Origin of the sequence: Actinomadura geliboluensis (assembly GCF_005889745.1) — a bacterium.
GTDB lineage: Bacteria > Actinomycetota > Actinomycetes > Streptosporangiales > Streptosporangiaceae > Spirillospora > Spirillospora geliboluensis.
Genome location: NZ_VCKZ01000269.1, coordinates 1 through 13,360, shown reverse-complemented (window position 1 = coordinate 13,360; position 13,360 = coordinate 1). Strand labels below are relative to the sequence as shown.

General features: G+C 73.7%; 15 protein-coding genes. 11 read left to right on the top strand and 4 right to left on the bottom strand.

The window, feature by feature from the left end; translation table 11 throughout:
- Both ETD96_RS29830 and ETD96_RS29825 read left to right on the top strand, forming a co-directional pair.
- Positions 1-435 (top strand): STAS domain-containing protein (locus ETD96_RS29830; protein ID WP_138639823.1); only part of this gene is annotated, 435 nt, incomplete at its 5' end.
- Positions 436-530: 95 nt separating this feature from the next.
- Positions 531-980: a GNAT family N-acetyltransferase gene (locus ETD96_RS29825; protein WP_171069296.1), complete on the top strand. Its 450-nt coding sequence runs from the start codon at positions 531-533 to the stop codon at positions 978-980.
- Between the two features lie 22 nt (positions 981-1,002).
- Here ETD96_RS29825 and ETD96_RS29820 read toward each other — a convergent pair whose 3' ends face one another.
- Positions 1,003-1,830, bottom strand: a complete 828-nt coding sequence (locus ETD96_RS29820) for an SAM-dependent methyltransferase (protein WP_138639822.1) — start codon at positions 1,828-1,830, stop codon at positions 1,003-1,005.
- Positions 1,831-2,023: 193 nt separating this feature from the next.
- Here ETD96_RS29820 and ETD96_RS29815 point away from each other — a divergent pair, with 193 nt between their 5' ends.
- The gene (locus ETD96_RS29815) at positions 2,024-4,624 is read left to right on the top strand and encodes an MFS transporter (RefSeq protein ID WP_138639821.1); all 2,601 of its coding nucleotides are present in this window, start codon (positions 2,024-2,026) and stop codon (positions 4,622-4,624) included.
- A gap of 3 nt (positions 4,625-4,627) precedes the next feature.
- On the top strand, positions 4,628-4,873 hold the full coding sequence (locus ETD96_RS29810) for a hypothetical protein (protein WP_138639820.1): 246 nt from the start codon (positions 4,628-4,630) through the stop codon (positions 4,871-4,873).
- 6 nt (positions 4,874-4,879) lie between these two features.
- Here ETD96_RS29810 and ETD96_RS29805 read toward each other — a convergent pair whose 3' ends face one another.
- A complete protein-coding gene (locus ETD96_RS29805; protein WP_138639819.1) occupies positions 4,880-5,713 on the bottom strand; it encodes an MBL fold metallo-hydrolase in 834 nt (277 codons plus the stop codon).
- Positions 5,714-5,869: 156 nt separating this feature from the next.
- On the opposite strand from ETD96_RS29805, the gene ETD96_RS29800 reads away from it, so the two are divergent.
- The 5 genes from ETD96_RS29800 (at position 5,870) to ETD96_RS29780 (ending at position 9,200) form a co-directional block, all read left to right on the top strand.
- A complete protein-coding gene (locus ETD96_RS29800; protein WP_138639818.1) occupies positions 5,870-6,700 on the top strand; it encodes an SAM-dependent methyltransferase in 831 nt (276 codons plus the stop codon).
- Positions 6,697-6,912, top strand: coding sequence for a DUF397 domain-containing protein (locus tag ETD96_RS29795; protein ID WP_138639817.1), 216 nt, complete (start codon positions 6,697-6,699; stop codon positions 6,910-6,912). Before ETD96_RS29800 ends, ETD96_RS29795 begins: the two co-directional genes overlap by 4 nt.
- 128 nt (positions 6,913-7,040) lie before the next feature.
- Positions 7,041-7,883 carry a helix-turn-helix domain-containing protein gene (locus tag ETD96_RS29790; protein WP_171069295.1) on the top strand — a complete coding sequence of 281 codons (843 nt, stop codon included), beginning with the start codon at positions 7,041-7,043 and terminating at the stop codon, positions 7,881-7,883.
- Position 7,884: 1 nt separating this feature from the next.
- The gene (locus ETD96_RS29785; RefSeq protein ID WP_138639815.1) at positions 7,885-8,082 is read left to right on the top strand and encodes a DUF397 domain-containing protein; all 198 of its coding nucleotides are present in this window, start codon (positions 7,885-7,887) and stop codon (positions 8,080-8,082) included.
- 362 nt (positions 8,083-8,444) lie between these two features.
- Positions 8,445-9,200: an ATP-binding protein gene (locus ETD96_RS29780; protein WP_138639814.1), complete on the top strand. Its 756-nt coding sequence runs from the start codon at positions 8,445-8,447 to the stop codon at positions 9,198-9,200.
- A gap of 12 nt (positions 9,201-9,212) precedes the next feature.
- Here the strand turns inward: ETD96_RS29780 and ETD96_RS29775 are convergent, their stop codons facing one another.
- Both ETD96_RS29775 and ETD96_RS29770 read right to left on the bottom strand, forming a co-directional pair.
- Positions 9,213-9,887, bottom strand: a complete 675-nt coding sequence (locus tag ETD96_RS29775) for a response regulator (RefSeq protein ID WP_138639813.1) — start codon at positions 9,885-9,887, stop codon at positions 9,213-9,215.
- Positions 9,857-11,188, bottom strand: a complete 1,332-nt coding sequence (locus tag ETD96_RS29770; RefSeq protein WP_240808320.1) for a sensor histidine kinase — start codon at positions 11,186-11,188, stop codon at positions 9,857-9,859. Before ETD96_RS29770 ends, ETD96_RS29775 begins: the two co-directional genes overlap by 31 nt.
- Before the next feature lie 138 nt (positions 11,189-11,326).
- On the opposite strand from ETD96_RS29770, the gene ETD96_RS29765 reads away from it, so the two are divergent.
- Both ETD96_RS29765 and ETD96_RS29760 read left to right on the top strand, forming a co-directional pair.
- Positions 11,327-12,604, top strand: coding sequence for an SGNH/GDSL hydrolase family protein (locus tag ETD96_RS29765; RefSeq protein WP_205719514.1), 1,278 nt, complete (start codon positions 11,327-11,329; stop codon positions 12,602-12,604).
- A 67-nt stretch (positions 12,605-12,671) separates the two neighbouring features.
- Positions 12,672-13,244 carry an FtsX-like permease family protein gene (locus ETD96_RS29760; RefSeq protein WP_138639812.1) on the top strand — a complete coding sequence of 191 codons (573 nt, stop codon included), beginning with the start codon at positions 12,672-12,674 and terminating at the stop codon, positions 13,242-13,244.
- The last annotated feature ends 116 nt before the right edge of the window (positions 13,245-13,360 follow it).

Sequence of the window (13,360 nt, the reverse complement as noted above, 5' to 3'; positions counted from 1 at the left end):
ACCGCGCCCGACCCGCCCGCCGAGATCGGCCTCACCTGCCCCGACGGGACGCCGCTGCTGAGCGTCGGCACCCGCCTCGACGGGACGACCGTCGAGCTGCTCCTGGAGGGCGAGCTCGACGTCGCCGGCTCCGAACCGCTCCGCCGGCACATCGCGGCGGTGATCGCCGCGCACGATCCGCACCGGCTGCTGCTGGACCTGTCCGGCCTGAGCTTCGCCGACTCCAGCGGCCTGGCCGTGTTCGTGTGGGCGCACAAGGAGATGACCGGGCGCGGGCACGGGCTCTGCCTGCGCCGCCCGCAGCCGAAGGTGCTGCGCGTCCTGCACGTCACCGGCCTCCACACCCGCCTGGACGTCGCCGAGGCCGCCGGGCCCGCGCCCGGCGACCCCGACGAGGACGGACCGTTCGGGACGTACCGGCGCACCATCCGCTGACCACCGCGGCCGAGACGACCGGTGCGGCCGGGATCACGGCGGGCGGAGAGTCCGCCCGTGCGTCCCGCCCGCGGCGGTCGGTTAGGGTGCGCTGGATGGACACGGGACTGCTCATTCGCCCCTACCGCCCGTCCGACGAGGACGCGGTGATGGACCTGTGGTCGCGGGCGTCCAAGCTCGCGCACCCGTTCGTCGAGGGGGAGGGGGAGGGCGAGCGCGCCCGCAAGGTCCGGGAGGTCTACCTGCGCATGGCCGAGAACTGGGTCGCGGAGGACGCGTCCGGCACCGTCATCGGGCTGCTCGGCCTGCTCGGCGACGAGATCGGCGGCCTGTTCGTCCACCCGGACGCGCAGGGGCACGGCGCCGGCCGCGCGCTCGTGGAGCACGCGGCGGCGCTGCGCGGCGAGGTGCGGCTCGAAGTGTTCGAGGCCAACGCCAAGGCCCGCGGCTTCTACGAGCGGATGGGGTTCGAGGAGCGGGAGCGCAAGCCGGAGGCGGACACCGGCCACCCGGTCGTCGTCATGGTCCGGCCGGTCCGCGGCTGAGGCGCCCGGCCGATCCGTGTGACTAGGGCTTCCGGCCGAGTCCGCAGAACTGGTAGACCGGCTTGGGCGGCCCGTCGAGGCCGCTGACCGCCGGGCGCCACTGCGAGCACGACACGACGCCCGGCTCCAGCAGGTCCAGCCCGGCGAAGAAGCGCTCCAACTCCGCGCGGCTGCGCAGCCGCATCGTCGCGACCCCGGCCTGGTTGCTCATGTCGACCGCCTGCTGCGCGGCCTCGCCCTCGACCTCCCCGGTCGGGTGGGCGATCGCCAGGTGGCTGCCGGACGGGACGGCGGCGAGCAGCCGGTCCACGACCCGCTGCGCCTCGTCCTCGCCGGGGATGAAGTTCAGGATGCCCAGCATCATGATCGCGACCGGCCGGGAGAAGTCGAGCGTCGCCGACGCCCGCTCCAGGACGGTCTCCGGGTCGCGCGCGTCCGCCTCGATGTAGTCGGTGGCGCCCTCGGGGGTGGACGTCAGCAGGGCGTGCGCGTGCGTGAGCACCAGCGGGTCGTTGTCGACGTACACGATGCGGGACTCCGGCGCGATGCCCTGCGCGACCTCGTGGGTGTTGCCCGCGGTGGGCAGGCCCGTCCCGAGGTCCAGGAACTGCCGGATGCCGGCCTCCCCGGCCAGGTGGGCGACGGCGCGGCCGAGGAACCCGCGGTCGGCGCGGGCCGAGGCGACGATGTCGGGGATGACCGCCTGGATCTGGTCGCCGAGCTCCCGGTCGACGATGTAGTTGTCCTTGCCGCCGAGCCAGTAGTTCCAGACCCGCGCGGTGTGCGGGACGGAGGAGTCGATGGCCGGACGGTCGCCGGACGGCTCGTTCGCGGGGGAGGTGCCGGTCATGCGCCGAGATTAGCCAGTCCGGGCGATCTCGGTGGGCCGATACCGCTTTGTGGTGGCATTCCGGATATCGGGCGGTGCTTTTCCCGGGTTATGCGCGCGCCGCCGGGCGCGGCGAGGTGTGACGACCGGGTGACGGGTAGCCCTACCGCTGATCAACTGGGCGACCGCCGCTCCGGCGAGGAAGGGCCTGCGCATGACCGCCGACGCACGGTTGGGCACGATCACCACGCGCGTCCCGGCACGGCTGGACCGGCTGCCGTGGTCGCGGTTCCACTGGATGATCGTCGTCGGCCTGGGCACCGTCTGGATCCTCGACGGCCTCGAGGTCACCATCGTCGGCTCCGTCGCCGCGCGGCTCACCGAGCCGGGCAGCGGCATCGCGATGACCCCGTCCGACATCGGGCTCGCGGCGGCGATCTACGTCGCGGGCGCGTGCCTCGGGGCGCTGTTCTTCGGCCAGCTCACCGACCGGTTCGGCCGCAAGAAGCTGTTCATCCTCACGCTGGCCGTCTACGTCGCCGCGACGGTGGCGACCGCGTTCGCCTTCGCGCCCTGGTACTTCTTCGCCTGCCGGTTCGTCACCGGGATGGGCATCGGCGGCGAGTACGCGGCGATCAACTCGGCCATCGACGAGCTGATCCCGGCCCGCGCCCGCGGCCGCGTCGACCTCGCGATCAACGGCAGCTACTGGGTGGGGTCCGGGCTCGGCGCGCTGGCCGCGCTGCTGCTGCTCGACACCTCCTTCTTCGCGCAGGACCTCGGCTGGCGGCTGGCGTTCGGGATCGGCGGCGTGCTCGGCCTCGCGATCATGATCGTCCGGCGGCACGTGCCGGAGAGCCCGCGCTGGCTGTTCATCCACGGCCGCCAGGAGGACGCCGAGCGGATCGTCGACCGCATCGAGGGCGAGGTCCGCGCGGAGACCGGCCGCGACCTCGCCGAGCCGGGCGAGAGCATCACGGTGCGGCAGCGCCGGGCCATCCCGTTCCGGGAGATCGCGCAGGTCGCGGTCAAGGTCTACCCGAAGCGGGCGACGCTCGGGTTCGCGCTGTTCGTCGGGCAGGCGTTCCTCTACAACGCGGTGACGTTCGACCTCGGCACGATCCTGAGCAAGTACTTCGACGTCGCGTCCGGGGCGGTGCCGTACTTCATCGCGCTGTTCGCGTTCGGCAACTTCCTCGGCCCGCTGCTGCTCGGGCGGATGTTCGACACCGTCGGCCGCAAGCCGATGATCTCCGGGACGTACTTCATCTCCGCCGCGCTGACCTGCCTGCTCGGGGCGTTCCTGGTGACCGGGGCGCTGTCGAGCTGGACGTTCATCGCGCTGGTGTCGGTGACGTTCTTCTTCGCCTCCGCCGGCGCCAGCTCCGCCTACCTGACGGTCAGCGAGATCTTCCCGATGGAGACCCGCGCCCTCGCCATCGCGTTCTTCTACGCGATCGGCACCGCCGCGGGCGGCATCACCGGCCCGCTCCTGTTCGGCAACCTGATCGACAGCGGCGCCGCGGAGAAGGTCGCGATCGGGTTCTTCATCGGCGCCGTGATCATGGCGCTCGGCGGCGTCGCCGAGCTGGTCTTCGGCGTCCGCGCCGAGCAGGCGTCGCTGGAGGCCATCGCCCGGCCGCTCACCGCGGAGGAGGCGGAGGGCGAACCGTCCGAGAAGGCCCCGGCGGCGAGCGGCGGCGAGAAGGCGAACCGGCCGGCGCTGGAGGCCCGGCGGCACGCCGAGGAGGGGCGGGCGCGCGCCGCCGAGCACCGCGCCGCCGTCCACGAGCTGCGGCCGTACGCGGCCGAGGGGGACGCCGCCTCCCTCGAACGGCTCCGCGTCGAGGAGGTCCTCGCGCAGATCGCCGAGTGGGACGCCGAACGCCTCACCGAGGAGGCCACCGCCCACGAGGAGCGGGCCAACGCCGAGCGCGCCCGCGACGACACCGAGCGGGCGAGCGCCCTGGGCCGCGCCGAGGCGGCCGGCGAGCGGGCCCGCGCGCTCCGCGAGCGGGTCGAGGCCCTCGCCGCGGAGAACGAGGAGGACTCCGCGCTGCACGCGGCGCTGGCCGCCGCGGCGGACGAGCGGGCGCGGGCCGGCGAGCAGCGGGCGATGGCCGCCGAGGCCCGCGGGCGCGCCGCCGGGCTCGACGGGACCGAGGCCGAGATCGTGCTGGAGCAGGCCCAGACCTACACCGAATGGGAGCGCATGCACACCGAGCTGGCGCTCGCCCACGCGGCCCGCGCCGACGGCGACGAGGAGGGGGCCGGCGCGCACGAGCGGCGGGCCGCCGTCCACCGGATGCGGGCCGAGTCCGCCGCCGACCGGATGGAGGCCGCGCAGCACCGCTCCGCCGCCGAGTCGCTGGCCGCGGAGTCGGGCACGGCCGCGCAGGCCGAGCGGGAGCGCGCCGAGGCGGCGGACCGGGAGCGGGCGGCGCGCGAGCGCGACGAGCGCATCCGCGCCCGCGTCCTGCGCCGCGAGCGGGAGCGCCGCGCGGGCCTGCGCCGGTTCCTCCCGGGCCCGGGGCAGACCTTCTCCTCGCCGGGCATGATGTTCGGCCGGTCGGCCGACTGGACGGCCGCCGCCGACCACGCGCTGGACCGCGAGGTCACCGCCATCGCGCAGGCGCTCGCCGAGCACGGGCCGATCGGCCGCACCCGGCTCGCCGAGGTGGTCGGCGCGCGCTACTGGGGTCCCGGACGGTTCCGCGCCGCGCTGCGCGAGGCCGTCCACGAGGGACGGGCGCGCCCCCTCGCGAGCAACCGGTACGGGCCGCCCGAGAACCACGACGCGAACCCGGAGGCATGACCGATGCCGACCTGCCGCTTCTTCGGGCACGACTTCCGCTTCACGGCCGAAGGCGCCACCATGCGCTGGACGTGCGCGCGCGGCTGCGGTGCCGGCGGCTCGAAGGAGTACGGGACCGCGTCCGAGGCGCGGCGCTACGCCCGAGCCTTCGACAAGAAGGACACCGACGACCTGGGCCGCCGCGCCCCGCTCGTGGCGCTCTTCCCGCTGCGCCTGGCCCACGCCATGCGCAGACGTGAGCGCCGCTGAGCCGCGTCAGGCGGTCTGCTGAGTGAATGTGTGGGTCTGGCCCGGTTCGACATAGGTCGCCTGGTCGCCGAAGCCTCGGAGTTCCATCTCGCGGCGGAAGTCGTCCAGGGGCGAGCTGAAAACGCTGTAGTCGTTGTAGTGGACGGGCACCGCCCTTGCGGGACGGATCGTCTCGAACAGGTCGGCGCCCTGGGTGGCGTCCATCGTGACGATGAGCCCGCCGGGCAGCTTGGTCCCGCCCAGGTGCAGGACGGCGAGGTCGATGTCGCGGGTACGGCGGGCGATCTGCTGGATCCCGTCGAACATCAGCGTGTCGCCCGTGATGTAGAGGCGGAACTGCACGTCGCCGGTGGCCGGACCGAACTCCAGGAGGCTGCCCATGACCGGGGGCAGCAGCATGCGGGCCGCGCCGGGCGCGTGCCGTCCGGGCATCGAGGTGATGCGGAGCAGCGCGCCGTCCTTCACCATCGTGTGCGTCTCCCAGGTGCGCAGCCCGACCGCGTGCCGGAAGCGGTGCCAGCCCTGGAGCCGGCGGGCGGCGTGCGGTGTCGTGACGATCGGCAGGCCCCGGTCGAGCTTCGCGCGGGCGACCCGGTCCCAGTGGTCGCCGTGCAGGTGGGACAGGACGACGCCGTCCAGCCGCGGCAGTTCCTCGATCCGCAGGGCGGGCTCGGTCAGCCGCTTGGACGTGAGCCCGAACCCGAGATAGGCGCGCTGCCCGCGGTGCAGGAAGTTCGGGTCGGTCAGCAGCGTGAACGGCCCGCAGCGCAGCAGGGTCGTCGCATTGCCGACGAATTGCATGGTGAGCTGGCGCAACGCGAGGTCAGGTGCGGTCTTCATGGTCGTTCCCCCCTTTCGGCCCTTCGGCGGGTGATGCCCAGGCGAGCGCCGCCGAACCCCCGCCGGCCCGGTGCGGGCCCGGCCGGGACATCGCCTCGTCTTGACCAATTGCTTCATAATTCGTGCATCACAAGATGCGGCAATGGAGGCCAAGCGATGAGCGACATCGAACAGGCTCCACCCGGGGTGGACAGCACGATCCCCAGCCCGGCCCGAATGTACGACTACATCCTCGGCGGCTCGGCCAACTTCACGGTCGACCGCGAGGCCGTGAAGAAGGTCCGCGAGCACATGCCCGACCTGGAGGACGCCGCGTGGGCGAACCGCGGGTTCCTCCAGCGCTCGGTGCGGTGGCTGGCCCAGCAGGGCGTCCGGCAGTTCATCGACGTCGGCGCCGGCCTGCCGACGGGCAACAACACCCACGACGCGGTGCAGAAGGTCGCCCCCGACGCGCGGATCCTGTACGTCGACAACGACCCGCTGGTCGAGATCCACGCGAAGTCCTTGCTGGAGGGCGTGGCGGGGACGGCGTTCATCACGGCGGACTTCCGCGACCCGGACGGCCTGCTCGGGCACGAGGAGACCACCGCGATGATCGATTTCACCGAGCCGGTGGCGCTGCTGCTGGTGACGGTGACCCACTTCGTCCCGGACGAGGACGACCCGTGGGGGGTCGTGCAGCGGTACGTGAGCCGGCTCGCGCCGGGCAGCTATGTGGCGCTGTCCGCGATCAGCAGCGACCGCCAGGTGAGCGAGGAGCTGGACCAGGTGACCGCGGTGTACGCCAGGTCGTCGTCCGGCGGCGCCTACCCGCGGCCCCGCGCGGAGATCGAGCGGTTCTTCGCCGGGCTGGAGATCGTCCCGCCGTACGAGGGGGCGCCCGCGGAGTTGTGCCATCTCGGTGTCTGGGGCGCCGAGGACCCTGACGAGGCCGATAGTGATGGCTCACAGCTGGGCTACTGCGCTGTGGCGAGGAAGCCGGCATGAGGAAGCCGACCGCGGCGGAGCTGGGCGTCGATCCGGACGCCCTCGACTGGCAGCGCTCGGAGAGCGACGAGGGCGGAATCGAAGTCGCTTTTGTCGGAGAATGGACCCTTTTGCGCACGTCCGGCGACCTGATCTCGGTGTTCGACCAGCACGAATGGGCCTGCTTCCTGGACGGTGTGAGGAAGGGCGAGTTCGACCGCGCCGCATCGTGAGGGCCGCATCGCGAGGACCGTCCCGTGACCGCGATTCGTGAAGCACTTCCTCATCCGGCCAGATCTGTGATTCACAAATTCGGAAGGCGTATGCTGATGGCGGCCGTATGTCAAGGGAGGTGGCGCCGATGAGTGAGGCGTACGGCGCCACCATTGCCAAGCGGGGGCTGGCGCGCCGCCTTCGGGACCTGCGCGTCGCGGCCGGATACACGGCCAACCAGGTCTGCGACCGGCTGAACTGGGGACGGGGCAAGGTCGGCCGGTTCGAGGCCAACAACTGGGTTCGGCCCGAGCTCAGTGACATCCGCGACCTGGCGCGCATCTACGAGGGCAGCGACCTCGACGAGCTCGAGGAACTCGCGACGCGCGCCCGGAAGCGGGCCTGGTGGCGTGACTACCCGGACGTCTTCGACAACGAGTTCCCCGGCTACGAGGGGGACGCGTCGAGCATCCGGGTGGTCATGCCGCTGGTGCTGCCCGGCCTGCTGCAGACCCTGCCGTACATGCAGGCGCTGCTCACGTCCGGGACGCGGACGCCGGAGTGGCGGGAGCAGGCGCTGCGGGCCCGGCTGCGGCGCCAGCAGATCCTCGACCGCGACGACGGCACGGCGCCGCAGCTGACCGCGATCCTCACCGAGGCGTCCCTGATGTACGAGTGGGGCGACCCCGGCGACCGGCGCGCCCAGCTGCGCCACCTGCTCGCCATGTCCGCCAGGCCGAACGTCGAGATGCGGCTGCTGCGCTTCGCCGACGGCCTGCATCCGGGCATGTCGACGCTGGTCAACATCTTCCGGTTCCCCTGCGGGGAGCCGTCCATGGTGTTCCTCGAGAACGACGCCGACATCCAGGAGATCGACGACCCGAGCAGAGTGGAGGCGTATGACGAGATCTTCGAGCAGATCCGCGGGGCGGCGCTGAGCCCCGCCGACACCGCGAAGCACCTGGAGAAACTCATCGCGACGCTGGAGTGAAATGGACCTCTCTCAGGCACGGTGGTTCAAGGCCGCCGCGAGCGCGAGCAGCAACGGCGGATGCGTCGAGGTCGCCGACCTCGGCACCGCGACCGGGCTGCGCGACAGCAGGACGCCCGAGGCGGGGGCGCACGTCGTCCCCCGCTCGGTCTTCGCCGCGTTCCTCGGCGACGTGCGGGCCGGCCGGTACGACCGCTAGCACGCGGAACGGGCCCTGACCGGGCCGCACACATGATCCCCCAGGGCTGCACCCCTGGGGGATCTTCATGTGTGCGGCCCTCTCTCAGGCGCCGTCCACGCTACAGCGGCGGGCGCCGCCCGTCCCGGGGCCGCCGGTACGTTCCCGCCGTCCCGAACATGAACGTGGTTTGTGCGCTTAAGGGCGCATCGGTGAACGTCTCAACTGTCGCCGCATGATCCTTGCGATGTTCCGCGTCCGGCGGCCAGAAATGTGCGAAGCTTGTATCTGTGATTCACACATAGCGACTTGCGAACCTCTGAGGTTCAGGTCGCGAATGTCTGAATTGCGAATGTCTCCCAAGACCACCCGAGGTGGGCGTCATGACGAAGGCCGCAGCGACGTGCGGGATTCCGTGGAGGCTGGAGAACGGCGGCTGCGCGGCACTGCCCCTGCCCGGGGACGACACGATCGCGCGGGTCGCCCGCGCGCACGTCACCGGCCTGCTGCCCGTGCTCGGGCTCGCCGTCCAGGACGTCGACGACATCACGCTCATGGTCAGCGAGCTGGCCACGAACGTCTTACAGCACGCGACCCCCGGCGACGGCCCGTCCGGCGCCGAACTCTGGGTCTACCAGCGCGCGGACGGGCGCGGCGCCGACGAGCTGGTCATCAAGGCGTTCGACACGCTGCGCGCCTGGCGCCCGCAGGCGCCCGCCGGGCCGATGCTCGAACACGGCCGCGGCCTGGAGATCATCGAGCTGCTGACCGGCGGCCGCTGGGGGCACCACCCGACCCGCTCCCGGCTCCGGTCGCCGGCCGTCCGGGGGAAGGCGACCTGGTTCGCGCTGCCCCTGCCGCGCACCGCGCGCCGCCACCGGCACAACTGGCGCATGGACGGCCCGCACGCCGTGCGGGACCTGCACGCGCTGCTCGTCCAGCGCGGTGTGCACGACCTCGTCCCGGGCGACGAGCTCGGCGTCTCCGTCCTGTCCGGCCAGGGCGACCTGACCGTCTGGTGCGAGTCGGCGACCTTCCGCTGGTGCGCCCGCACCGGCGAGACCGGCAAGCTCCCGATCACCGACATCACCGAGGTCTGCGAGCAGCTCGTCCGCATCTGGGAGACGATGGCCCCCTGAGCCGCCGCGCGGTCACCCGGCGTCGCGGCCGCGCAGGTAGGCGAGCACGGCGAGGACCCTGCGGTGGGTGTCGTCGGTCTGCGGCAGGTCGAGCTTGGCGAGGATGCCGCGGACGTGCTTGCCCACCGTCGCCTCCGTGACGACGAGCCGCCGGGCGATGGCGGCGTTGGAGCAGCCCTCGGCGATGAGCGCGAGCACCTCGCGCTCGCGCGGGGACAGCTCGCCGAGCGGGTCCCGCCGCCGGCGGATGAGCTGCCGGACGACCTGCGGGTCCACCACGGTGCCGCCGTCCACGACCCGGCGCAGTGCGTCGGCGAAGTCGGCGACGTCCACCACCCGGTCCTTGAGCAGGTAGCCGACGCGGCGGCCCGTCCCTGAGTCCAGCAGGTCGGCGGAGTAGCTCAGCTCGACGTACTGGCTGAGCGCCACGACCGCGAGGTCCGGGTCGGCGCGGCGCAGCGCGACGGCGGCGCGCAGGCCCTCGTCGGAGAAGCCCGGCGGCATCCGGATGTCGGTGACGACCAGGTCCGGGCGGTGCTCGGCGACGGCCGCGAGCAGCGCCTCGGCGTCGCCCACGGCGGCGGCCACCTCGAACCCGAACCTCGCCAGCAGGCCGGCGAGGCCCTCCCGCAGGAGGGCGCCGTCCTCGGCGAGGACTACGCGGACGGCGGTGCGCTCAGGCTGCACGGAAGCTCCACACGGACGACGGTCGGCCCCCCGGCGGGGCTCGACACCAGCAGTCTGCCGTCGATCACCGCGACCCGGTCGGCGAGGCCGGTCAGCCCGGTGCCGAGGCGAGGGTCGGCGCCGCCCGCGCCGTCGTCGGCGACCTCCACGGTGAGGACGCCGCCGTCCCACCGCGCGGTCACCGCGGCGCGTGCGGCGCCGCTGTGCTTGGCGGCGTTGGTGAGCGCCTCGGCGGCGGCGAAGTAGGCGGTGCCCTCCACGTGGCGCGGGGGCCTGCCGGGCAGGTCGGCGTCGACCTCGACCGGGAGCGTCGACCGGTCGGCCAGCTCGCCCAGCGCCGCCGCCAGCCCCCGGTCGGTGAGCACGCGGGGGTGGATGCCGTGGATGAGTTCGCGCAACTCGGCCATGAGCTGCTTGGCCTCCCGGTGGGCGTCCGCCACGCCCTCGGCCGCGGGGGAGCCGGGCGGCAGGTCCATGCGGGCGAGCCCGAGCTTCATGGTGAGCGAGACGAGCCGCTGCTGGGCGCCGTCGTGCAGGTCGCGCTCGATGCGGCGGCGCTCGGCGTCGAACGCGTCCACCAGCCGGGCGCGGGAGCGCTCGACCTCGACCAGCTCGGCGTGGAGCCGTCCGCCGGAGCCGTCCTGGAGGAGCGTCCGGGCGAGGGCGGCCTGCGCGCCCGCGACGAGCGCGAGCAGGTAGGGGACGGCGGGCAGCAGCGCGAGCGCGGCGATCGCGTACGGGAGCGCGTCCGCCGGGGCGGCGACCTTCACCGGCCCGAGTGCCATCGGCCCGTCCCCGCCCAGCAGGATCAGCGGCGCGGCGGCGGCGCCGAACTGGAACGCCAGCACGGCGAGCAGCGCGGCGTAGAGCACCGGGACGATCAGCGCCACCACCAGGAAGTAGCCGAGTTCGCGCCAGGTCGCCGGTTCGGCGCAGCGCGTGCGCAGCCACGGGCCGAAGCCGGGGGCGGGCGGGCGCCGGTGGCCCGACCGTGCCGGACGGGCGTCCACCAGCCGCAGGCGCCGCCGCTCCAGCCGGGCCAGCGGCAGCGTGATCGGCGGCCCGAGCACGGCGGCGAGCAGGGCGCCGAGGACGAGGAGGAACGCCCGCTCGCCCAGGCCGGCGCCGGGTGAGGCCGCCAGGAGCCACAGCAGCGCGGGCACGGCCAGCGGCACCCACGCGGCGAGGGCGACCGGCGCGGTGGACAGCGCGAACGCCGTGGCGCGCCAGGGCCAGCCCGTCAGCAGGAATCGGCGCCGCCCCATCGCGGCCATCGCGGTCGGCGGCGGGTCGGTCGGCACAGGCGTACGGTAGCCGAGCCGTCCGGGTGCGGAGTCCGGGTAGTGCTGGGCATACCCCGAAGTCGGGGGCCTGCCGTGATGTGGCGCGGGGTGCCGCGGCGGTGGGATCGAGGCATGAGACGAAAGCCTTCCGCACGCATGATCCTTCCCCTGGCCGGCATGACCGGCATGGTGCTGGTCGCCGGGCTCGTGCCCCCGCTTCCCGGCGGTCCCGAGGCGTCGGCGCGACCGGTCGCCGCGCCGTCCGCGAGCTGGTCCCAGAGCTGGGGGACGGCGATGCAGCGCCCCCTCGCCGCCGGCGAGGACGACGGGCCGAACTGGTCGACGGCGGGGTTCGGCGACCACTCGCTGCGGCAGGTCGTCCGGCTGAGCACGGGCGGCACGCGGATCCGGATCCGGCTGTCGAACCGCTACGGGACGGCCCCGCTGCGGGTCGCCGCCGGTGCGGTCGGCCGGTCGGGAGGCGGCGCCAAGGTGTGGCCGGGCACCGCGACCGCGCTGACGTTCGGCGGCGGGCGCTCCGCCACCGTCCCGCCGGGCCGGGAACTCGTCAGCGATCCGGTGCCGCTCACCACGGCGCCGCTGGAGAAGCTGGCCGTCACGCTCCGCTTCACGGGCGCCACGGGGCCGGCGACCTTCCACCGCTTCACCACCGCGCCCGCCTACCGGGCGCCCGGCGACCATCTGTCCGACATCGGTTCGGACGCCTACACCGAGACCACCGACGCGCTCTACTACCTGGCCGGCGTCGACGTGACCGGCGGCACCGCCGGTACCGGCTCCGTGGTGGCCTTCGGCGACTCGCTCGTCGACGGCGTCGGCGCGTCCCCCGGCGCCGACGCGCGGCTCCCGGACGCGCTCGCGGAGCGGCTTGCCGCCGCCCGCCGCCCGCTCGGCGTCGTCAACGCGGGGATCGGCGGGAACCGGCTGCGGTACGACTCGGCGTGCAGCGGCGACAAGGCCACCGCCCGGTTCGCCCGCGACGTCCTGGCCCGGCCGGGCGTCCGGTCGGTCATCGTGCACCTCGGCGCCAACGACATCCGCGACACTCCGGGCGACCCGTGCCTGGTGCCGGGCGGGCCGTCGACCGCCCGGCAGGTCATCGCGGCCCAGCGGCAGCTGATCCGCGCGGCCCATGCGCGCGGCCTCAAGGTCGTCGGGACGACCATCCTGCCGATGAAGGGCGCGCTGTTCCCGGTGTGGACGCCGCAGGTGGAGAAGGAGCGCGACGCCGTCAACCACTGGATCCGCACCAGCGGCGAGTACGACGCGGTCCTGGACGCCGACCGCATCATGGCCGACCCCGCCGACCCTGACCGTCCACGCCTGGCCTACGTGTACGAGGACGGCCTGCACCCCAACGACGCGGGCTACCAGGCCCTGGCGCGCGGCATCGACCTGGACGCCCTGCGATGAACCACCCGCCTCCGCCTCCGCCGGTGCAACTGCACGAGGTGAGCAGGCACTACGCGACACCTTCCTGGTGCCGCGCGACCTCGTCCCCGCCGCGATGCTCGCGGACGCGCCGACCGAGACCATGGTCCGGGTCGCGCCCGGCACGTCGCCGGAGGCGGTCGCCGACCGGATCCGCGCCGCCGGCCTCGGCGAGGTGCGGACCGTGGGCCGGTGGGCCGACGCCAGGGTGGCCGAGCAGCAGCGCGGAACCATGGGGATCATGGCCGTGCTGATGGGGATGTCCGGCCTGTACGCCGCGATCGCGGTCGTCAACGCCGTCGTGATCGCCGCCGCCGAGCGCCGCGGTGAGTTCGCCGTCGCCCGCGCCACCGGGCTGAGGCGGCGGCAGGTCGTCGTCATGGCCGCCGTCGAGGCGGCGGCGGTGACGGTGATCGGCTTGCTCCTCGGGGCCCTGGTCGCGGCGGCGGCGCTGGCGGGCTTCCACCCGGGGCCGGGCGGCGTGCGCATCCTCGCCGTGCCGTGGACGCTCTTCGGCCTGCTCGTCGTGGCGTCCCTCGCCATCACCACCGCGGCCGGCGCGTTGACCGCGATGGCCGCGACCCGGCCGTCCCCGACGACGCTCCTCGCCGCCCGCGAATGAGGCGGTGCACCGGCCGCGCTCGGGTGCCGGCTGTGCGTCGGAAGACGCAGAACGGGACGAACACTCTCGGTACTGTGTGCGTCAAATAGACGATCATGTGCAGCCGGTGCTGGGGG

Bases quoted from the DNA above. Each gene is read 5' to 3' on its own strand.
- ETD96_RS29825 (WP_171069296.1), top strand. From the start codon at position 531: ATGGACACGGGACTGCTCATTCGCCCCTACCGCCCGTCCGACGAGGAC.
- ETD96_RS29820 (WP_138639822.1), bottom strand. From the start codon at position 1,830: ATGACCGGCACCTCCCCCGCGAACGAGCCGTCCGGCGACCGTCCGGCC.
- ETD96_RS29815 (WP_138639821.1), top strand. From the start codon at position 2,024: ATGACCGCCGACGCACGGTTGGGCACGATCACCACGCGCGTCCCGGCA.
- ETD96_RS29810 (WP_138639820.1), top strand. From the start codon at position 4,628: ATGCCGACCTGCCGCTTCTTCGGGCACGACTTCCGCTTCACGGCCGAA.
- ETD96_RS29805 (WP_138639819.1), bottom strand. From the start codon at position 5,713: ATGAAGACCGCACCTGACCTCGCGTTGCGCCAGCTCACCATGCAATTC.
- ETD96_RS29800 (WP_138639818.1), top strand. From the start codon at position 5,870: ATGAGCGACATCGAACAGGCTCCACCCGGGGTGGACAGCACGATCCCC.
- ETD96_RS29795 (WP_138639817.1), top strand. From the start codon at position 6,697: ATGAGGAAGCCGACCGCGGCGGAGCTGGGCGTCGATCCGGACGCCCTC.
- ETD96_RS29790 (WP_171069295.1), top strand. From the start codon at position 7,041: ATGAGTGAGGCGTACGGCGCCACCATTGCCAAGCGGGGGCTGGCGCGC.
- ETD96_RS29785 (WP_138639815.1), top strand. From the start codon at position 7,885: ATGGACCTCTCTCAGGCACGGTGGTTCAAGGCCGCCGCGAGCGCGAGC.
- ETD96_RS29780 (WP_138639814.1), top strand. From the start codon at position 8,445: ATGACGAAGGCCGCAGCGACGTGCGGGATTCCGTGGAGGCTGGAGAAC.
- ETD96_RS29765 (WP_205719514.1), top strand. From the start codon at position 11,327: ATGATCCTTCCCCTGGCCGGCATGACCGGCATGGTGCTGGTCGCCGGG.